Raw genomic sequence first — 23,006 nt, 5'->3', positions numbered from 1 at the left:
GCTACTTCTCCTCAGCGTTTCGGGACTCGCCCGATCGGATGACCTCGGTCCTGCGGTGCGCATCGTCCAGAAGGCTGAACAGTTCGTCGTCGCTGGCCTCGTCGACACCGGCCTCGGAGCCGGTGCGTTTGGCGGTCCAGGCCGCGAGAAGTGCTTCGAGGCGGGCCGCGACGGTCTCGTAGTCGGCGTCGGCGGCTGCCGCGTCGAGGGTGGACTTGAGCTGGTCGAGTTCGGCGAGCAGGGGGTCGGGTTCGGTGCCGGTGCCGTGCAGCCGTGTGTGCAGGAAGGCGGCGAGGCGGGACGGTGTGGGGTGGTCGAAGACGAGCGTGGCGGGCAGGCGCAGGCCGGTGTCCGCGTCGAGCTGGTTGCGCAGTTCCACGGCGGTGAGCGAGTCGAACCCGATGTCGGTGAACGCCTGGTCGGGGTTGACCGCCTCCGGTGACGAGTGCCCCAGGACGAGGGCGACCTGGCCCACGACGAGTTGCAGCACCTCGGCCTGCGTCCACCCTCGGTCGGCGGCCTGCCTGCGCCGGGGCCGTACCAGCTCCCGCAGCAGAGCGGGCGGGTCGCCGGCCCGTCGCAGCGCCGGCAGGTCGAACCTGACGGGGGCGAGGGTGGGGGTGCCCGCGGTCAGCGCGGCGTCGAACAGGGCCAGCGCGTCCGTCGTCGGCAGCGGCCGTACGCCGGCCCTGGCCAGGCGGTGCCGGTCGGTGGCGCTCAGACCTCCGGTCATGCCGCTGGCCTCCGCCCAGTAGCCCCAGGCGAGCGACACGGCGGGCTGTCCCTGGGCGTGCCGGTGTGCGGCGAGGCCGTCGAGGTACGCGTTCGCCGCCGAGTAGTTCGCCTGGCCCGCGCCGCCCAGCACCCCGGCCGCCGACGAGAACAGCACGAACGCCTCCAGGTCCGAGGTCAGTTCGTGGAGGTGCCGCGCCGCGAGGGCCTTCGGCTCCCACACGCGCGCGAACTGCTGCGGGGTGAGGGATTCCACGACGGTGTCGGCCAGCGTGCCCGCGGTGTGGATCACCGAGGTGACCGGGTGTTCGGCGAGCAGCCGCGCCACCGCCTCGCGGTCGGACACGTCGCACGCCACGATGTCGGCGGTCGCGCCCAGCGCGGCCAGGTCGGCGGTCAGCGCGGCCGCGCCGGGGGCGTCCGGGCCGCTCCGGCTGACCAGCAGCAGGTGCCGCACGCCGTGCCGTTCGGCGAGGTGGCGGGCGATCGTGCCGCCCAGGGTTCCGGTGCCGCCGGTGACGAGCACCGTGCCCTCGGGGCTGAGCGGCGAGGGCAGCGGTTCGGTCCGCGCCCGTTCGAGGCGGGGGACGTGAACGGCGCCGGCGCGGATCGCGAGCTGGGGTTCGTCGCCGGCCAGCCGGACCCCGTCGCCGTCGTCACCGTTTTCACCGTCGACCAGTACGAACCGGCCGGGGTGCTCGGTGGCGGCCGACCGGACCAGGCCCCAGACGGCGGCGGCCCGCGGGTCGACGTCCTCGCCCGGGCGGACCGGCACGGCGTTGCGCGTGGCGATCACCATGCGCGGGGTGTCCGTGGTGAGGAAGTCCTGGATCACCCGCAGGGTCTCGACGGGCGAGGTGGCGTGGTGGACCGGGATGTCCGGTTCGGTGGTCGCCGTGTCCAGGACCGGCCACACCACCTGGTACGGCACGTCCTGCGTGGTGGCCCCGGCCGGCCGGCGCAGGGTCAACGAGGCGATCTCGGCGATCGGCGCGCCCGACTGGTCGGCGAGGCCGATCGCGCAGGTGTCCTGGCCGGTCATGGTCAGCCGGACCCTGGCGTGCTCGGCACCGCGCCACCAGGAGATCCCGGCGAAGGAGAACGGCATCTTCGCCCGGTCGTCGGCGACCGTCACGGTCTGGATCGCGGCGTCGAGCAGGGCGGGGTGCAGGGCGAACCGGGTGTCGCCGGGGGGTGCGGCCACCTCCGCGTAGAGGGTGTCGCCGTCGCGCCAGGCCGCCCGCAGGCCTTGGAAGGCCGTGCCGTAGGCGAATCCGGCGTCGGCCAGGTTGTCGTAGAAGGCGTCGAGGTCGACGGCTTCGGCGTGCGGCGGCCACTGCCGTGCCCAGGGATCCCGTGGTGCGACGGGTACGGCGCCCAGGGCGCCGGTGGCGTGCCGCACCCACTCGCCGTCCGTGCGCGAGTGGATCGCGACGCTGCGCCGGCCCGCCCGGTCGGGGCCGACGGTCACGGACACCTGCACGCCGTCGGCGACCACCAGCGGTGTCTCCAGCGTCAGGTCCTCGACCGCCGGGCAGCCGACGTGTTCGCCGGCCCGGAGCGCCAGGTCCACGAACGCCGCGCCGGGCAGCAGGGGCGAGCCCGAGATGACGTGTTCGGTGAGCCACGGCTGCGCGGCGGTGGCGAGTTGTCCCGTCAGCACCACGCCGTTGTCGTCGGGGAGTTCCATGGCGTCCCGCAGCAGCGGGTGGTCGATCCGGCCGTCACCGGCCGGTGCCGGAGTGGTGGGGTGGAGCCAGTAGTGCTGGTGCTGGAAGGCGTACGAAGGCACCCGCACGTCCGGCGTTCCCGCCGGTGTCGTCACGGGTGGCGTCCAGCGCGCGGCGCCGTCCGCCCACAGCCGGCCCAGCCCCGCGAACAGCCGCTCCGGAGAGTCACCACCACGCCGCATCAAGCCGTTCCCCACCAGCACCGGATGCGGACCCACCTCCACGAACCCCGTCGCACCCTGGCCCGTCAGCCACTCCACGGCGTCGGCGAACCGCACCGGCTCCCGCACCTGCCGCACCCAGTACCCCGGCTCCCCCAGGTCCACCGGACGCCCGGCCACCGTGGAGACCACCGGGATCACCGGCTCACCGAACGACAAACCCTCAGCCACCCGGCCCAGTTCCTCCAGCACCGGATCCATCCGCGCCGAATGGAACGCGTGACTGACCTCCAGCCGCCGCACCCGACGACCACGGCCCTGCCACACCTCAGCAACCGCCTCCACCGCGGCCTCGTCGCCCGACACCACCACCGCGTCCGACCCGTTGACCGCCGCCACCTCGGCACCCGGCACCAGCGAGCCCTCCACCTCCTCCAGCGACGCCTGGAGCGACACCATCGCCCCACCACCGGGCAACTCCTGCATCAACCGGCCCCGCGCACCCACCAGCGCACACGCGTCCTCCAGGCCCAGAACGCCCGACACATGAGCCGCCGCCACCTCACCCACCGAGTGCCCGACCACGAAGTCCGGCCGAACCCCCAGCCACTCCACCAGCCGGAACAGCGCCACCTCCAACGCGAACACCGCACCCTGGGTGTACAGCGTCTGCCCCAGCACCCCCTCCGCGTCCTCGAACAACACCTCCACCGGCAACCCCAGCAACCCGCAGACCTCGTCCAACGCCCGCGCGAACACCGGGAACTCCCCGTACAGACCCCGTCCCATCCCCGCCCACTGACCACCCTGACCGGAGAACACGAACGCCGACCTGCCCGGGGAGGCAGTGCCCGTGACGATTCCGGGCTTTCCGTCGATCAGCGCGTCCAGGCCGGCCGGGTCCGTCAGCACGGCACGGTGCGGGAACCGGGCCCGCGCGGCCAGGTCCGCGGCCACCTCGGTCGGTGTGACCTCGGGGTGCTCGGCGAGGAACCCGCGCAGCCTGCGGGCCTGGTCGCGCAGGGCCGCGTCCGACTTGGCCGACAGCAACCACGGCACCGGCACCGCGGCCGCAGGGGCGGACGTGGGAGCGGCAGGGGACTCGGGCGACGTCTCCTCGGCCGGGTCCGGGGCCGGGGCCTCCAGGATCACGTGGGCGTTGGTACCGCTGATGCCGAACGACGAGATGCCCGCGCGACGCAGGTGCCCGTTGTCGGGCCAGGGCCGGGCCTCGGTGAGCAGCCGGACGTTTCCGGACTCCCAGTCGACGTGCGAGGTCGGCGTGTCCACGTGGAGGGTCCGCGGCAGTTCACCGTGCCGCATCGCCATCACCATCTTGATCACACCCGCGATGCCGGCGGCGGCTTGCGTGTGGCCGATGTTGGACTTCACCGACCCCAGCCACAACGGCTCCACCCGGTCCCGGCCGTACGTCGCCAACAGCGCCTGCGCCTCGATGGGGTCACCGAGCGTCGTCCCCGTACCGTGCGCCTCCACCGCGTCCACCTCGGACGCCTCCAACCCGGCATTCGCCAGCGCCTGACGGATCACCCGCTCCTGCGACGGACCGTTCGGCGCGGTCAGCCCGTTGGACGCACCGTCCTGGTTCACCGCGCTTCCCGCGACGACCGCCAGCACCCGGTGGCCGTTGCGGCGGGCGTCCGACAGCCGCTCCAGGAGCACGACACCCGCGCCCTCACCCCACGCCGTACCGTCGGCGGCCTCGGCGAACGCCTTCACCCGCCCATCGGCCGCAAGCCCCCGCTGCCGCGAGAACTCGACGAACCCCGACGGCGTCGCCATCACCGTCACACCGCCGGCCAGGGCCAGCGAGCACTCCCCCGAGCGCAGCGCCTGCGCCGCCAGGTGGATCGCCACCAGCGACGACGAGCACGCCGTGTCCACCGACACCGCCGGACCCTCCAGCCCCAGCAGGTACGACACCCGCCCGGAGGTCACACTCGTCGCCGTGCCCGTCGAGAGGTAGCCCTCCAGGTCGGGCGGCTGTGCCCCGGCGCCATAGCCCGAGGACCAGATGCCGGTGAAGACGCCCGTCTGGCTGCCCCGCAGCGACGTCGGATCGATCCCCGCGTTCTCGAAGGTCTCCCACACCGTCTCCAGCAGCACCCGCTGCTGCGGATCCATCGCCAACGCCTCACGCGGCGAGATCCCGAAGAACGCCGCGTCGAAGTCGCCGGCGGCGTCGAGGAAGCCGCCCCACCGCGTGTACGACCTCCCCGGACCACCGGCCGGATCGTAGAGACGACCCACGTCCCACCCACGGTCCGACGGGAAATCACCCACCGCGTCCACCTCACCGGACACCAGGTCCCACAGCTCCTGGGCAGACCCCACCCCACCCGGGTACCGGGCCCCCAGTCCCACCACGACCACCGGATCATCCGTCACCGGAACACCGACCGGCACGGGTGCGGCAGGGGCCTGGCGCCGGGCGCCGACCAGGAGGTTCCGCAGGTGGCCGGCCAGCGCGTCGGGGGTCGGGTAGTCGAAGACCATCGTCGCGGGCAGCCGTACCCCGGCGACCGCGGACAGGCGGTTGCGCAGTTCCACCGCGGTGAGCGAGTCGAAGCCCAGGTCCTTGAAGGCCCGCTCGGCGCTGACGGCCGAGGTGTCGGTGTGGCCGAGGACGGCGGCCGTCTGGCCGGTGACCAGTTCCAGGACGCGGCTGTGCTGCTCGGTCTCGGGCAGGGCCGCCAGTTCCCTGCCCAGGGTCGGCCGGTCGGTGCGACGGGCGGGCCTGGTGCGGGTGAGGCGGCTGAGCAGGGGGCGGGTGGACGCCGCCGACAGGTCGAGGTGTGCGGGGACCAGCACGGGATCGGCGGCATCCAGGGCCAGGTCGAACAGTTCCAGCGCCTGGTCCGTGGGCATCGGCAGCACGCCGGCGCGGGCGAGGCGCTTGAGGTCGGTGTCGGTGAGGTGTCCGGTCAGCCCGCTGGCCTCGGCCCACTGTCCCCAGGCCAGCGACACGCCCGGCAGGCCCTGGGCACGCCGGTGCACGGCGAGGGCGTCCAGGAAGGCGTTCGCGGCGGCGTAGTTCGCCTGGCCCGGGCCGCCCAGCACACCGGCGGCGGACGAGAAGAGCACGAACGCGCTCAGGCCGAGGTCCTTCGTCAGCTCGTGCAGGTGCCAGGCGGCGTCGGCCTTGGGCCGCAGCACCTGGTCGATCCGGCCGGGCGTGAGGGATTCGACGACGCCGTCGTCGAGCACGCCGGCGGCGTGGACGACCGCGGTCAGCGGGTGCGCGGCCGGGATCGAGTCCAGGACGGCCGCCAGCGCGTCCCGGTCGGCCACGTCGCAGGCCACCACCTCGGCGTCGAAGTCCACCTCCGCCGCGGTCCTGCTGAGCAGGAGCAGGTGCCGGATGCCGTGCCGGTCGCGCAGGTGCCGGGCGACGAGGCGGCCCAGTGTTCCGGTGCCTCCGGTGATCAGCACGGTGCCGTTCGGGTCGAGCGGGCCGGGTGCCGGGGCCGCTTCGGCCCGTACCAGGCGGGCGGCGCGAGCTTCGCCGTCGCGGACGACCAGCTGCGGTTCGTCCCCCGCGACGAGGACGCGGTCGTCGGTGTCGACGAGCACGAACCGGTCGGGGTGTTCCGCCTGGGCCGCGCGGACCAGGCCCCAGACGACGCTGGACGGCAGGTCGACGGGGTCCGGCCCGACCGCCCCGCGGGTCACGACGGCCAGCCGGCCGTCCCCGTCGCGCAGGAAGTCCTGGAGCACGCCCAGCGTCTCGGCGGCGACGGTGTGCGCGGCGGCCACCGGGTCTCCCGCCGGGGGCGTGACGTGGTGGACGGCCGGGGGTTCGCCGGTACTCTCGACGGGCACCCAGTCGAGGCGGAAGAGCTGGTTGGCCCCGGCGACCTGCATGCCCGGCGGCCGGTGGCGCACGGTCAGCGCGTCGATCACCGCCAGCGGCCCGGACTCGTCGGCGAGCGCGACCCGGAAGGTGTCGGGGCCGGTGGGGGTGAGGCGGACCCGGGCCGTGGAGCCGGCCTTCCGCATCGACACCCCGGCGAAGGAGAACGGCAGGCGGCCGGCCGCCAGCAGGGTCAGCGGCTGGAGTGCGGCGTCGAGCAGCGCGGGGTGGAGACCGAAGCGGTCGCGGGTGTCGGTGGGCAGCGCCACCTCGGCATAGAGCTCGTCGCCCTGCCGCCGGATCTCGCGTACGCCCGCGAACACCGGCCCGTACTCGTAGCCCTGGGCGGCGAGGGTGTCGTAGAAGTCGGTCAGGTCGACGGGCTCACCGGCCGGCTGCCAGGGCTCGCCGGTGTCGTACGGGTGGGGGCGGTCGCCGGTCGCCAGCATGCCGGTGGCGTGCCGCAGCCAGGTGCCGCCCGTCCGGGAGTGCACGGTGACGGGGCGTCGGCCCGTCCCGTCCGGCGCGCCGACGACGACCTGGACCGGCACGGAACCGTCGTCCGGCAGGATCATCGGAGCTTCCAGCACCAGTTCGTCCAGGACGTCGCAGCCGGCCTGCCGTCCGGCGTGCATGGCGAGTTCGACGAACACGGTGCCGGGCAGCAGCACGGAGCCCAGGACGACGTGATCGGCCAGCCATGGCCGGGTGGCCGTCGAGAGCCGCCCCGTGAGCAGGACGCTCTGGTCCCCGGCCAGTTCGACGACGGCCCCGAGCAGCGGGTGCCCGGCCGAGTCCAGTCCCGCCGCCGACACGTCGCCCTTCGCGGCGGTGGGCGTCAACCAGTACGGCCGGTGCTGGAAGGCGTACGTCGGCAGCGGGACATGGTGGGGCTCGCCGGGGAAGACCGGCGTCCAGTCGACGGCCACGCCTTGGGTGTGCAGGCGCGCCAGGGCGAGGTGGAATTCCTGCCTGCCGCCGCCGCGGCGCAGCGTGCCGGTCACGACGCCGTCCATCACCGGCGCCAGGACGGGGTGCGGGCTGACCTCCACGAACACGCCGTGCCGGTCCTGCGTGAGGGTCTCGACGGCGAGGTCGAAGCGTACGGGTTCGCGGAGGTTGCGGTACCAGTAGTCGGCGTCGAGGGCGGAGGTGTCGACCGACTCGCCGGTGATCGTGGAGTAGAACGGGATCGTCGCCGAGTGGGGCGTGATGTCGGCCAGTTCGGTGAGCAGTTGTTCGCGGATCGCCTCGACCTGCGCGGAGTGGGCGGCGTAGTTGACGGGCAGGCGGCGGGCGCGGACGCCGTCGGCCTCGCAGACCGTCAGCAGTTCTTCCAGCGCGTCCAGGTCGCCCGATACCACCACGCTGTCCGCGGAGTTGACCACGGCCACGGTCAGCCGGCCGTCCCAGCGGGCCATGAACTCGGCGGCCTTCTCGTGCCCGAGGCCGACCGACACCATCCCGCCCTGATCGGCCAACACCGCCAGCGCGCGGCTGCGCAGCGCGACCACCTTGGCGGCGTCCTCCAACGACAGCGCCCCGGCCACGTACGCCGCCGCGATCTCCCCCTGGGAGTGCCCGACCACGGCATCGGGTCCGACACCATGGGCACGCCACAGCGCGGCCAGCGCCACCATCACCGCGAACAGCGCCGGCTGCACCACATCCACCCGCTCCAACGAGCCACCGCCCGTCAGCACCTCCACCAACGACCAGTCCGTGTACGGCGCCAACGCAGCAGCACACGCGTCGATCGCCTCCCGGAACACCGGCTCCGAGGCGTACAACTCCCCACCCATACCGACCCACTGCGCACCCTGCCCCGGGAACACGAACACCGAACGACCCAGCGAACCGGCCACACCCGTGATGACGCGGGGGTCCGCGTCGGCGAGCGCGGCCAGTTCCGCCATGAGGTCGGTCCGGGTGGCGCCCACCAGGGCCGCCCGGTGGGCGAGCATGGTGCGGGTGGTGGCCAGGGCCCGGCCGATCGCGGCCGGACGGAGTCCGGGGTGGGCGGTGACGTGGTCCGCGAGCCGTCGGGCCTGGGCGCGGAGGGCGTCGTCCGTCTTGCCGGACAACAGCCACACGGTGGGCTCCGCGGAGTCGTCCGCGGCGGCTTGTCCGGCGGTTTCCTCCGGGAACTGTTCGATGACGACGTGCGCGTTGGTGCCGCTGGCCCCGAAGGCCGAGATGCCCGCGCGGCGGGGACGCCCCGTCTCCGGCCACGGCCGGGCCTCGGTCAGCAACCGGATGTCACCGGTGTCCCACTCGACGTGCGGCGTGGGCTCCTGGACGTGCAGCGTCGGCGGCAGTTCGGCGTTCCGCATCGCCATGACCATCTTGATCACACCCGCCACACCGGCTGCCGCCTGGGTGTGGCCGATGTTCGACTTCACCGACCCCAGCCACAACGGCTCCACCCGGTCCCGGCCGTACGTCGCCAACAGCGCCTGCGCCTCGATCGGGTCACCGAGCGTCGTCCCCGTACCGTGCGCCTCCACCGCGTCCACCTCGGACGCCTCCAACCCGGCGTTCGCCAGCGCCTGGCGGATGACGCGTTCCTGGGAGAGGCCGTTGGGCGCGGTCAGCCCGTTGGACGCCCCGTCCTGGTTCACCGCCGAACCCCGCACCACCGCCAACACCCGGTGACCGTTACGACGGGCATCGGACAACCGCTCCAGCAGCACCAGCCCCGCACCCTCACCCCACGCCGTACCGTCGGCCGTCGACGAGAAGGGCTTGCACCGGCCGTCAGGGGCCAGGGCACGCTGGCGGGAGAACTCCGTGAACTGCAGGGGGGTGACGCTCACGGTCACTCCGCCGGCCAGGGCGAGTGTGCACTCCCCCGAGCGCAGTGCCTGCGCGGCGAGGTGGATCGCCATCAGGGACGAGGAGCAGGCGGAGTCGACGGACACGGCCTGGCCCTGGAGGCCCAGCACGTAGGAGACCCGGCCGGAGGTGATGCTCGGCGAGATGCCGGTGGCGAGGTAGCCCTCGGTGTCGGGCGGTGCCTGGTCGGGGCTGCCGACGTAGCCGGAGGACCAGATGCCGGTGAACACGCCCGTCTGGCTGCCCCGCAACGACGTCGGATCGATCCCCGCGTCCTCGAACGTCTCCCACGCGGTCTCCAGCAGCACCCGCTGCTGCGGATCCATGGCGAGCGCCTCGCGCGGCGAGATCCCGAAGAAGTCGGCATCGAATCCCGCCGCGTCCGCGAGAAAACCACCCGACCGCGTGTACGACGTCCCGGGGTGATCCGCATCCGGGTGGAACAACTTCTCGACGTCCCACCCGCGATCAGCCGGGAACGCCCCGATCGCGTCCACCCCACCCGAGACCAGGCCCCACAGCTCCTCCGGAGACCCCACCTCACCCGGCAACCGGCACCCCATGCCCACGATCACCACCGGATCGGCCCCGACATCCACTCCACCCATCGGCACCACCGGCGCCACCTCCGCACCCTCGCCGGAGAGTTCGGCGGTGAGGTGGTCGGCGAGGTCGGCGGGGGTGGGGTGGTCGAAGACGAGGGTCGCGGGCAGCCGCAGGCCGGTGGCGCCGGCGAGGCGGTTGCGCAGTTCGACGGCGGTCAGGGAGTCGAAGCCGAGGTCGCGGAAGGCGAGTCCGGGGCTGATCGCGGCGGCGTCGGAGTGGCCGAGGACGGTGGCGGTGTGGGCGGCGACCAGGGACAGCAGGTCCGACGCAGGCGCCTTGGGCGTCGGCAGGGTCTGCGGCATCGAGAGGTCGGCCGTGGTCAGCGCGGGACGTCCGGCGGCCAGCGCGGTGTCGAACATGGCCAGGGCGCGTTCGAGGCTGATGGGACGGATGCCCTTGCGGGCGAGGCGTTGGCGGTCGGCCGCGGTGAGGTGGGCGGTCATGCCGCTCTCCTGCTCCCAGTAACCCCAGGCCATCGACACGGCGGGCAGTCCGAGGGTCTGCCGGTGTGCGGCGAACGCGTCGAGGTAGGAGTTCGCGGCCGCGTAGCCGGCCTGGCCGGCGTTGCCGAGTACGCCCGCGGCCGCGGAGAACAGCACGAAGGCGGCGAGGTCGTGCTCGCGGGTCAGCTCGTGCAGGTGCCAGGCGCCGTCGACCTTGGGACGCAGCACCCGGTCGAGCTGCTCCGCGGTCAGCCGTTCCACGACGGTGTCGTCGAGCACGCCGGCCGCGTGGACGACGGCGGTGAGCGGATGCTCGGCCGGGATCGAGTCCAGGACGGCCGCCAGCGCGTCCCGGTCCGCGACGTCGCAGGCCACGACCCGTACGTCGACGTCCTCTTGCGCCTCCAGGTGCGGCACCGCGCCGCCGCCGCGGCTGACGAGCAGCAGGTGCCGTACCCCGTAGCGGGACACCAGGTGCCGGGCGACGGCCTGGCCGAGGGTGCCGGTGCCGCCGGTGATCAGCACGGTGCCGTCGGGGTCGATCGGCCGGGGGACGGTGAGGACGATCTTGCCGGTGTGGCGGGCCTGGCTCATCAGCCGGAAGGAGTCGACGGCCTGGCGCAGGTCCGCGGCGGTGACCGGCAGCGGCTCCAGCGTCCCGTCGGCGACCATCTCCACGACCATGGAGAGGATGTCGCCCTGCCGCGCGGGGTCGACGTCGTTGAGGTCGAAGGCCCGGTAGATCAGGCCCTCGGGTGAGCGGACGTCCGTCTTGCCCAGCTCGACGAACCGTCCGCCGTCGGCGAGCAGCCGCAGGGAGGCGTCGGTGAGTTCTCCCGCGAGCGAGTTGAGGACGACGTCCATGGCCGGGAACCGGTCGGTGAAGCGGGTGTCGCGGGACGAACCGATGTGGTCGTCCGCCAGTCCGAGGCGCCGCAGGGTGTCCCACTTGGCGGGGCTCGCGGTGGCGAAGACCTCCGCGCCGCTGTTCAGGGCCAACCGGATGGCGGCCATGCCCACGCCGCCCGCGCCGGAGTGGACCAGGACCCGGTCGCCGGGGCGCAGTTCGCCGAGGTCGAACAGCCCGTACCAGGCGGTGGTGAACGCGACGGGCACCGACGCCGCCTCGGTGAAGCTCCAGCCGTCGGGGATCGCGGTGAGGAGCCGGTGGTCGGCGACCGCGCGCGACCCGAAGGCGCCGGGCATCAGTCCCAGGACGCGGTCGCCGGGCCGCCAGGCCGTGACGCCGGGCCCGACCTCGAGGACGGTGCCGGCCCCTTCGCCGCCCAACGGGGGCCGGTCCGGGTACATGCCGAGGGTGATGAGCACGTCGCGGAAGTTCAGGCCGGCCGCGCGTACGGCGACCCGTACCTGTCCGGGTTCCAGCGCGGCCTCCTGCCAGGGCAGCAGGGCCAGGTCGTCCAGTTGTCCGGTGCCGGACTCGCTCAGCCGGTACGCGCCGTCGGGGGCGGTCGGTTCCGGCGCGTACCTGGCCTGCCGCGGCACGAGGACGCCTTCGCGGCGCAGGGCCAGTTCGGGTTCGTCGCCGGCTGTCATGGCGGCCCGGACCGCGTCCTCCTCGGACGCGTCGCCCAGGTCGACCAGGACGAACCGGCCGGGGTGCTCGGCGGCGGCGCTGCGGACCAGGCCGCGTACGGCCGCGCCGGCCACGCCGCGGGTCAGGACGGCCAGGCGGGCGGCCGCCCGCTCCGGCTGCTCGGCCAGGAAGTCCTGGACGAGCGCGCGGGCCCGCTGGACGAGGGCGTGCACGGAGTCCGCGTCGGCTTCCGCGGTGAGCACCGGGCTCGGCACCACCTCGGTCGGTGTGCTCGCGGTGAGGGGCACCCACCGGGTGTGCAGCACCGCGGCCCGGGCCGCGGCGGCCGGACGGACGGTCAGCGCGGTGATGTCCGCGACCGGGTTGCCGGACAGGTCGGTCAGGGTCGCGCGGTAGGTGTCGGTGCCCGTGCGGGCCAGGTGGACCCGGGCGGACGACACACCGGTGGTGTGCACGGCGACGCCGGAGAAGGAGAACGGCAGCCGGACCCGGGTGTCGGGGCTGAGCAGGATCAGCGGTTGGAGTGCGGCGTCCAGGAGCGCGGGGTGGATGCCGAAGCCGGCGCCGTCGGGGACGGACACCTCGGAGTACAGTTCGTCCTCGCCCTGCCACAGCTCCCGCACGCCCCGGAACGCGGGTCCGTACTGGTATCCGAGTCCGGCGAGGAAGTCGTAGAACCCTTCGGGGTCCACGGGTTCGGCGTTCCTCGGGGGCCAGTCGAGGCGGCCGGCCGTCACCTGGCCGCCGAGGGTTCCGGACGCGTGGCGGACCCAGCCGTCGCCGCCCTTGGAGTGCACGGTGACCGGGCTGCGGCCGGCGTCGTCCGGGGCGCCGACCGAGACCTGGATGTCCGTGGGTGTGTCCGGGAGCGCGAGGGGCAGGTGCAGGACGAGGTCGTCGACGGGCCCACCGGCCAGGGTGGCGAGTTCGAGGAAGGCGGTGCCCGGCAGCAGGACCGTGCCGTCGACGGCGTGGTCGGCCAGCCAGGGGTGGGTGCGGGTGGAGACGCGGCCGCTGTGCACGGTGCCCCCGTCGGGCAGCTCGACCGTGGTGCCCGCCAGCGGGTGCCCGGTGCCGTGGTCGCCGGCCGCGGGGGTGAGCCAGTAGGTGCTGCGCTGGAAGGCGTAGCCCGGCAGCCTGACGCCGTGCGGGCGGTCGTGCGGCCAGGTCACGGCGACGCCCTGGACGTGGAGGCGGGCCAGGGCGGTGTGGAACTCCCCGATGGCGCCCTGGTCCCGGCGCAGGGTGCCGGTCGCCACGCCGTCCAGGTCCTGCACCAGCACCGGGTGCGGGCTGACTTCCACGAACACCTCGTGGCCGTCGGCGGTGAGCCGGGCGGTGGCCAGGTCGAACCGTACGGGTTCGCGGAGGTTGCGGTACCAGTAGTCGGCGTCGAGGGCGGAGGTGTCGACCGGCTCACCGGTGACGGTGGAGTAGAAGGGAATCGCCGCGGGCCGGGGCCGGAGGTCCGCGAGGTCGGTCAGAAGCTGCTCGCGGACCGTCTCGACCTGCGCCGAGTGCGCCGCGTAGTCGACGGGGATTGCGCGGGCGCGGATGTCGTCCCTGGCGCAGGCTGCCAGCAGTTCGTCCAGGGCCCCGGGTTCGCCGGACACGACGACGGTCGAGGCGGAGTTGACCACCGCGACGGTGATCCGGTCGCCCCAGGGGCTCAGGTAGCCGGCGGCGTCGTCCGCGGACAGCGCGACCGAGACCATGCCGCCGTGTCCGGCCAGAGCGACCAGGGCCTTGCTGCGCAGGGCGACCGCCTTCGCGGCGTCGTCCAGGGACAGCGCGCCGGCCACGTACGCCGCCGCGATCTCCCCCTGCGAGTGCCCGACGACGGCATCGGGTTCCACACCATGGGCACGCCACAGGTCGGCCAGTGCCACCATCACCGCGAACAGGGCGGGCTGGACCACATCCACCCGCTCCAGCGAGCCGCCGCCGGTCAGCACCTCCACCAACGACCAGTCCGTGTACGGCGCCAACGCCGCAGCACACGCGTCGATCGCCGCCCGGAACACCGGCTCCGAGGCGTACAACTCCCCACCCATGCCGACCCATTGCGCCCCCTGCCCCGGGAACACGAACACCGAACGACCCAGTGGACGGGCGGTCCCGGTGACCAGGCCCGGCGCGGTGCCGCCTTCGGCCAGGGCGTCCAGGGCCTCGGCGGTGCCGACCACCACGGCCCGGTGCTCGAACACGGTGCGGGCGGCCAGAGCGCCCCCGACGGCTGCCGGGCTCACCTCGGGACGTACGGCGGTGAAGGCGCCCAGCCGGCGCGCCTGCTCCCGCAGCGCCGCCTCGGACCTGGCCGACAGCGGCCAGAGGACCTGGTCGTCCGCGCGGCCCCGGGGAGCGGGTGCGGCGGAGTGGGCCTCGGCGGGCTGTTCGAGGTTGCTCTGCTCGATGATGACGTGGGCGTTGGTGCCGCTGATGCCGAAGGCGGAGACGGCGGCCCGCCGCGGCCGCCCGGTCCCGGGCCAGGCGATGGGTTCGGTGAGCAGGCGGACCGCGCCGGAGGCCCAGTCGACGTGCGGGGAGGGCGCGTCCACGTGGAGGGTTCGCGGCAGTTCGCCGTGCCGCATCGCCATGACCATCTTGATCAGGCCGGCCGCGCCGGCCGCCGCCTGGGTGTGGCCGATGTTCGACTTCACCGACCCCAGCCACAACGGCTCCACCCGGTTCCGGCCGTAGGTCGCCAGGAGTGCCTGGGCCTCGATGGGATCGCCGAGGGTGGTGCCGGTGCCGTGGGCCTCCACCGCGTCCACCTCGGACGCCTCCAACCCGGCACTGGCGAGGGCCTGACGGATCACCCGCTCCTGGGAGGGGCCGTTGGGCGCGGTCAGGCCGTTGGAGGCGCCGTCCTGGTTGGTGGCGGAGCCTCGGACGACCGCCAGCACCTCGTGGCCGTTGCGGCGGGCGTCGGACAGGCGTTCCAGCAGCAGCAGGCCGGCGCCCTCGGCCCAGCCCGCCCCGTCGGCCGCGGCGGCGAAGGACTTGCTGCGGCCGTCGGGCGCGCTCGCCCCCTGCCGGGACATCTCGGTGAACAGCGTGGGTGCCGCGTTGACGGTGACGCCGCCGGCCAGGGCGAAGGAGCACTCTCCCGAGCGCAGTGCCTGAGCGGCCAGGTGCAGGGCCACCAGGGACGACGAGCAGCCGGTGTCCAGGGACAGTGCCGGGCCGAGCAGGCCCAGCTGGTACGCCAGCCGGCCGGAGCCCACGCTCGACGCGGTGCCGGTGACCTGGTAGCCCTCCAGGTCGTCGGGGACCGGCCCGGCGGCGTAGCCGGTGGACCAGATGCCGGTGAACACGCCGGTGGGTGTGCCCTCCAGCGTGGTCGGGTCGATACCCGCGTACTCGATGGTCTCCCACGCGGTCTCCAGCAGGATCCGCTGCTGCGGGTCCATGGCGAGCGCCTCGCGCGGCGAGATCCCGAAGAACGCCGCGTCGAAGTCGCCGGCGGCGTCGAGGAAGCCGCCCCGGGACGTGGTCGACGTGCGGGGACGGCTTCCCGTCGGGTCGTACAGGCGGTCGATGTCCCAGCCCCGGTCGGCCGGGAAGTCGCCGACCGCGTCCACACCGTCCGCGACCAGCCGCCACAGGTCCTCGGGGGTGCCGACGCCTCCGGGGAAGCGGCAGCCCATGCCGATGACCGCGATCGGCTCGTCCGTCGCGGCCGGGGCCGCGGCCTGCGGCGCGCCCTGCTCGCCGGACCCGCCGGACAGGTGGGCGGCCAGCCGTGCCGGGGTGGGGTGGTCGAAGACGAGGGTGGCGGGCAGTTTCACCCCGAGCGCGGCGGTCAGGCGGTTGCGCAGTTCCACCGAGGTCAGCGAGTCGAAGCCCAGGTCCTTGAACGCCTGCCGGGGGTCGAGCCGCTCGGGGGTGGCGTGTCCCAGCACCCCGGCGGCGTGGGTGGTGATCAGCTCCAGCAGGTCGGTGCCGCCGGCGGGGGGCGCGGGTCGGGGGGCCTGCGGCCGGCTGTGGGCCTCGGGCAGGTCCCGCAGCAGCCGGCTCGGCCGCGCATGGGTGTAGGCGCGGGCGAACTGTGCCCAGTCGGCCTCGGTGACGACCGCGAGGGCCTCGTCGTGGTCGAGGACGTCCTGCAGCGCGTCGAGTGCCCGGCCCGGGTCCAGTTCGCCGAGGCCGAGCAGGGTGCGCTGGCGCTGCACGGACTCCAGGGCCGCCATGCCGCCTTCGGCCCAGATGCCCCAGGCGACGGAGGTCGTGGCGCGGCCCTGGGCGCGGTGCTGTGCGGCCAGGGCGTCGAGGAAGGCGTTGCCGGCGGCGTACGCCGCGCCGTGGCCGTCGCCCCACACGCCCGCGGTGGAGGAGAACAGGACGAAGGCGTCGAGGTCCGGCAGGAGTTCCGCCAGGTTCGCCGCCCCGGCGACCTTGGCCGTGACGACCTCGGCGAACTCCGCCGGTGTCGTGTCGGCCAGCCTGGTCGCCCTGATCACGCCGGCGGTGTGGAAGACCGCGCGGATGTCTCCGACGCGCTCGACGAGGTCCCGCAGGGCGTCCCGGTCGGCCACGTCGCACGCCGCCACGGTCACCCGCGCCCCGGCCGCCTCCAGTTCGTCGCGCAGGCCGGCCGCGCCGGGTGCGTCGGGCCCGCGGCGGGCGGCCAGCACGATGTGCTCCGCGCCCTGCCGCGCGAGGCGGCGGGCCACGTGTCCGCCGAGCGCGCCGGTGCCGCCGGTGACCAGCACCGTGCCCCGCGGCCGCCAGGTTCGCGCGGCCGGGCCCGACGGGGCCTTGCGGCGCAGCCGCTTGGCGAAGCGCCGGGTGCCGCGGATCGCCACCTGGTCCTCGCCCGTGCCGGCGAGCACGACGAGCAGCGCGTTCACGCTCTCCTCGTCGGGCACGGCGGGAAGGTCGACCAGGCCGCCCCAGCCGTGCGGGAACTCCAGCGCCGCGGACGCGCCGGTGCCCCACGCCAGGGCCTGGGCCGGGCTGGTGACCGGGTCGGTGCCCGAGGTGCTCACGGCGCCGCTGGTCGCGCACCACAGCGGGACGGCCGCCCGCACCGGGTCCAGGGTGCGGACCAGATCCAGGGTGCGGACCAGGCCCGCCGGGAGCACCGGGCGGTCGGGGTGCGGCTCCTCGTCCAGCGCCAGCAGCGACAGCACGCCGTCCGGCCCGGGCCGAGTGTCCCCGGTGTCGGCCGCGTCCCAGCTGTCGGCCACCGCGAAGCCCCGTTCGCGCAGGGCCTCGGCCCACGGGTGCCCGGTCGTGGCCAGGACGAGCCAGCGGGCCGGGTCCACCGGGGCCGCGGTAGCGCTCGTCGGCGCCCATGCCACCTGGTACCGCCAGTCGTCCCGGGGCACCGGCGGGGTCGCGGTCACCCAGTAGGGCTCGCGCTGGAAGGCGTACGTGGGCAGGTCCGCCCTGGGTGCGGTGCGGGGCAGGACCGGAGTCCAGTCGACGTCGGCTCCGGCGGCGTGGAGGCGTCCCGCCGCGGCGAGGAACTCGGTGAGGCCGCCGTGATCGCGGCGCAGTGTTCCGGTGGCGGCGACGTCCAGCGCGGGCACCAGCACCGGGTGCGGGCTGACCTCCAGGAACAGGTCGTGGCCGTCGGCGGTGAGCCGGGCGGTGGCCAGGTCGAAGCGTACGGGTTCGCGGAGGTTGCGGTACCAGTAGTCGGCGTCGAGGGCGGAGGTGTCGACCGGCTCACCGGTGACGGTGGAGTAGAACGGGATCGCCGCCGAGTGGGGCGTGATGTCGGCCAGGTCGGTGAGCAGTTGCTCGCGGATCGCCTCGACCTGCGCGGAGTGGGCGGCGTAGTTGACGGGCAGGCGGCGGGCGCGGATGCCGTCGGCCTCACAGACCGTCAGCAGTTCGTCCAGCACGTCGAGGCCGCCGGACACCACGACCGCCGCGGGTCCGTTCACCACGGCGGTGGTCAGCCGCTCGCCCCAGCGGGCCAGGTAGTCGGCGGCCTGTTCGACGGACAGCGCGAGGGACACCATGCCGCCCCGGTCGGCGATGTCGGCCAGTGCCCTGGACCGTAGCGCCACGACCTTGGCGGCGTCCCGCAGCGACAGCGCGCCGGCGACGTACGCGGCGGCGATCTCCGCCTGGGAGTGGCCGACCACGGCGTCCGGCTGCACGCCGTGGGACCGCCACAGGTCGGCCAGCGCCACCATGACGGAGAACAGGGCCGGCTGCACCACGTCGACGCGGTCCAGCGAGCCGTGGCGCAGTTCGTCGACCAACGACCAGTCGGTGTACGGGGCCAGGGCGGCGGCGCAGGCGTCGATGCCGGCGCGGAAGACCTCGGACTGCTCGTACAGGTCGCGGCCCATGCCCGCCCACTGCGCCCCCTGTCCGGGGAAGACGAACACGGTCCCGCCGGTACGGGCCGGCAGGCCCGGCAGTCCCTGCGGGAGCGCGGCCAGGCCGGAGAGCAGGTCGTCCCGGTCGGCGCCGACCACCGCGGCCCGGTGCTCGAACCGGGTGCGGGCGGCCAGTGCGCGGCTGATCGCGGCGGCCGGGACGTCGGGGTGGGCGGTCGCGTACGCGTGCAACCGCTCGGCCTGGGCGCGCAGCGCGGCGTCGGTCTTCGCGGACAGCAGCCAGGCGGTGGGGGCGGTCCGGTCGGCGGGTTCGGCAAGGTGGCCGGGGTCCGGCTCGGAGGACTGTTCGATGATCAGGTGGGCGTTGGTGCCGCTGATGCCGAAGGCCGAGATGCCGGCGCGGCGCAGGTGCTCGTGCTCCGGCCACGGCCGGGCCTCGGTGAGCAGCCGGACGCCGCCGGAGGCCCAGTCGACGTGCGGGGAGGGGGCGTCCATGTGCAGGGTGCGCGGCAGTTCGCCGTGCCGTATCGCCATGACCATCTTGATCAGGCCCGCGATGCCGGCGGCGGCCTGGGTGTGGCCGATGTTGGACTTCACCGACCCCAGCCACAACGGCTCGTCCCGGTCCTGACCGTAGGCGGCCAGCAGGGCGTGGGCCTCGATGGGATCGCCGAGGGTGGTGCCGGTGCCGTGGGCCTCCACCGCGTCCACCTCGGACGCCTCCAGCCCGGCATTGGCGAGGGCCTGACGGATCACCCGCTCCTGCGACGGACCGTTCGGCGCGGTCAGGCCGTTGGACGCGCCGTCCTGGTTGACCGCGCTTCCCGCGACGACCGCCAGCACCCGGTGGCCGTTGCGGCGGGCGTCCGACAGACGTTCCAGCAGCACCAGGCCGGCGCCCTCGGCCCAGCTGGTGCCGTCGGCCGCGGCGGCGAAGGGCTTGCTGCGGCCGTCCGCCGCGAGGCCGTGCTGGCGGGAGAACTCGGTGAAGCCCAGCGGTGTCGCCATGATCGTGACACCGCCGGCGATCGCCAGCGAGCACTCGCCCGCGCGCAGGGCCTGGGCGGCCAGATGGACGGCGACCAGGGACGACGAGCAGGCGGTGTCCACGGACAGCGCCGGACCGCGCAGCCCGAGGTGGTAGGCGACCCGGCCGGACGTGACGCTGGTCGCGACGCCGGTGAACAGGTACCCCTCCAGGTCCTCCGGCAGGCCAGGACCGGTCGCGTAGCCGGACGACCAGACGCCGGTGAACACGCCGGTGTGGCTGCCGCGCAGCGAGGCCGGGTCGATCCCGGCGTGCTCGAAGGTCTCCCAGGCCGTCTCCAGCACGAGCCGCTGCTGCGGGTCCATGGCGAGCGCCTCGCGGGGCGAGATGCCGAAGAACGGGGCGTCGAAGCCGGCCACCTCCTCCAGGAACCCGCCCCGGGTGATGTACGTGGTGCCCGCGCCGCGCAGTTCCGGGTCGTACAGGCCGCCCAGGTCCCAGCCGCGGTCGTCCGGGAAGTCGCCGATCGCGTCCACGCCCTCCGTGACGAGCCGCCACAGGTCGTCCGGCGAGGCCACCCCGCCGGGGAAGCGGCAGCCCATCCCCACGATGACGACCGGGTCGTCGTCGTGGGCGGCCTGGGCGGCGGGGGCCGGCCGGTCGCCGGGGCCGGTGCGCAGCCAGTCGATCAGCTCCGCGGGCGTCGGGTGGTCGAAGACGAGACCGGAGGGGAGTTGCCGGTCCAGGGCGCCGGCCAGGCGGTTGCGCAGTTCGAGCCCGGTGACGGAGTCGAAGCCGAGGTCCTTGAAGGTGAGCGCGGGATCGATGTCCGCGGGGTTCTCGTGGCCCAGCACGAGCGCGATCTGCGCGGTGACGACGGCGGCCGCGTCGGCCGCGTCGCCCGACTCGGGGTCGCCCGTGTCCGTGCCGCCGTCCGGCCGGCCGGGCGCGGCGGTCTGCGCTGCCTGCGTCCCCGGGCCGGCCGGGGTCAGCCCGCTCTGCCCGGCTGTCGTTTCGGGCAGCCAGTACGAACGCCGTTGGAAGGCGTACGTGGGCAGGTCGACCGGCGCGGCCCCGGCGACGGCCGGGGACCAGTCGACCGGCACGCCGGCCACGAACAGCCGGGCCAGCGCGGTCAGGAAGGCGTCCGGCCCGCCCCGGTCACGGCCCAGCGTGCCGGTGGCGACGCCGGGCACGCCGGTCCTCTCCCGGGCCTGTTCCAGGCTCTGTTCGATGGCGGGCAGCAGCACCGGGTGCGGGCTGACCTCGACCACGACGTCGTGCCCGTCCGCCAGCAGCGCGGCGGTGGCCAGGTCGAAGCGGACCGGCTCGCGCAGGTTGCGGTACCAGTAGCCGGCGTCGAGCTGCGTGGTGTCGTCGAGGAGGCCGCCGGTGACCGCGGAGTAGTACGGGATGGTGCCCTGCCGCGGCCGCACACCGTCCAGTTCGGTGTGCAGCCGCTCACGGATCGCCTCGACGTGCGCGCCGTGGGAGGCGTAGTCCACCAGGACGACGCGTGCGCGGACACCGTCCGCCGCGCAGGACTCGACCAGTTCGGACAGGGCCTGCGTGTCGCCGGACACCACGACCGAGCCGGTGGCGTTGACCACGGCGACCGTCAGCGCGCCACCCCAGCGCGACACGTAGTCCTCGGCCCGCTCGGCGGACAGGGCCACGGACACCATGCCGCCCCGGCCGGTCAGCGCCACCAGCGCGCGGCTGCGCAGTGCCACGATCCGGGCCGCGTCGGACAGCGACAGCGCGCCCGCGACGTACGCCGCGGCGATCTCGCCCTGCGAGTGCCCGACCACCGCGTCGGGCTCGACTCCGAAGGAGCGCCACAGTTCCGCCAGGGACACCATCACCGCGAACAGGGCTGGCTGCACGACGTCCACGCGGTCGAGCGGGGCGCCGTCCAGGACATCGGCCAGCGACCAGTCGGTGTACGGGGCCAGGGCCTGGGCGCACTCGTCCATGGCGGCCCGGAAGACGGGGTACGCGGCGTACAGCTCCCGGCCCATGCCGACCCACTGGGCACCCTGGCCGGGGAACACGAAGACGGTACGGCCCGGGGTGCCGGCCCGGTCGGCGGCGACCTGGACGGAGTCGAGCAGGACCGCGCGGTGCGCGAAGCGGGTCCTGGTGGTGGCCAGCGCGTGCGCGACCTCGGCGGCGGTCAGGTCCGGGTGGCTGCGCACGTGTTCGCGCAGGCGCCCGATCTGCGCCCGTAGCGCCTGCTTGGTCCGCGCCGTGACGATCCACGGCGCCGGCCGGGCCTCGGGGGCGGGCCGCCGGGCCGGCGGCGCGGCCGCGTCGGGCGCCTGCTCGACGATCACGTGCGCGTTGGTGCCGCCCATGCCGAACGACGACACCCCGGCGAGCAGGGGCGCGTCCGGACGCGGCCAGGGGGTCAGCGCGGTCTGGACCCGCAGCGCCAGGGCGTCGAGAGGGATGCCGGGGTTGGGGGTTTCGTAGTTCAGGCTCGGCGGCAGTGCGCGGTGGTGCACGCTGAGGACGGCCTTGAGCAGACCGACGATGCCCGCGGCGCCTTCCAGGTGGCCGACGTTCGTCTTGGCGGATCCGACCCGCAGGGCGTCGCCGGACTCGGCCGGGTCGCGGTAGGCCGCCGCGAGGGCGGCGGCCTCGACGGGGTCGCCGACAGCGGTGCCGGTGCCGTGCAGCTCCACGTACTGCACATCGGCGGGACGCACGCCGGCGCGGGCCAGTGCTTCGCGGATGACCTGTTCCTGGGCCTGCGCGCTGGGCACGGTCAGGCTCCGGGTGGCGCCGTCGTTGTTGACCGCGCTGCCCCGGATGACACCGTAGACGCGGTCCCCGTCGGCCAGGGCCCGGTCCAGCGGTTTCAGGACGAGGAAGGCGCCGCCCTCGCCGCGCACGAAGCCGTTGGCCCGGGCGTCGAAGGTGAAGCAGCGGTCGTCCGGGGACAGGCCGCCGAACTCCGCCGCTCCCTCCTCGCGGGCGGCGGTCAGGTTGAGGTTCACCCCGCCGGCCAGGGCGAGCGCCGACTCGCCGCGGCGCAGGCTCTCGACCGCCAGGTGCACCGCGACCAGCGCCGACGACTGGGCCGTGTCGACCGTCATGCTCGGTCCGCGCACACCGAGGAAGTGCGAGACGCGGTTGGCGATGACGCCCCGGTTGGTGCCGGTCAGCGTGTGCGGCGTGATGTGACCCGGGTAGGCCAGGGACGTGTAGTCCTCCCACATCGCGCCGACGAACACCCCGGTCGGGCCGCCCGTCAGCGCGCTCGGCACGATCCGGGCGTCCTCCAGGGCCTCCCAGGCGAGTTCGAGCATGAGCCGCTGCTGCGGGTCCATGCCGACGGCCTCACGGGGGGACACACCGAAGAACGCCGCGTCGAAGCCGTCCACCCGGTCCAGGTAGCCGCCGCGCCGTACGCCCTGCCGGCCCTCGGGCGGCGCGGTGATCGCGTCGGCCCCGTCGCACAACAGTCGCCAGAAAGCCTCCGGATCCGGGGCTTTCGGCAACCTGCCCGCCATTCCGATGACAGCGACACGATCGGCGTCCGAATCCAGGGGGAAGCGCATCACATCGACACCTCGTGAGCCGGGGGGATGAAGGAAGGCGGGGTGTTTCCGTAGCAGTCCCGATGGTGCGGCTCCGGCCGCGCGAGCGGCCGGATCATCGAGCGCGCGGGCAGCCCGGCGACCGGGTGGTATCCGAACCCGGACTCGCCCGCGCTTCGGGCTTTCTGAATCAGTGGAGCGGTCCTCGCAAGCGCCGGCGTCGGCGACGCTC

General features: G+C 74.4%; 1 protein-coding gene. It reads right to left on the bottom strand.

The genetic code is table 11. The annotated features are described in order from the left end of the window. Position 1: 1 nt before the first annotated feature. On the bottom strand, positions 2–22,795 hold the full coding sequence (locus ACGF0D_RS09785) for an SDR family NAD(P)-dependent oxidoreductase (protein WP_392914546.1): 22,794 nt from the start codon (positions 22,793–22,795) through the stop codon (positions 2–4). Between the last annotated feature and the right edge of the window lie 211 nt (positions 22,796–23,006).

It is taken from the genome of Kitasatospora sp. NPDC048298 (assembly GCF_043201465.1).
GTDB lineage: Bacteria > Actinomycetota > Actinomycetes > Streptomycetales > Streptomycetaceae > Kitasatospora.
The sequence above is the reverse complement of the archived record's forward strand: the minus strand, read 5'-3'. Positions and strand labels throughout refer to the sequence as shown.

Bases quoted from the DNA above. Each gene is read 5' to 3' on its own strand.
- ACGF0D_RS09785 (WP_392914546.1), bottom strand. From the start codon at position 22,795: ATGCGCTTCCCCCTGGATTCGGACGCCGATCGTGTCGCTGTCATCGGA.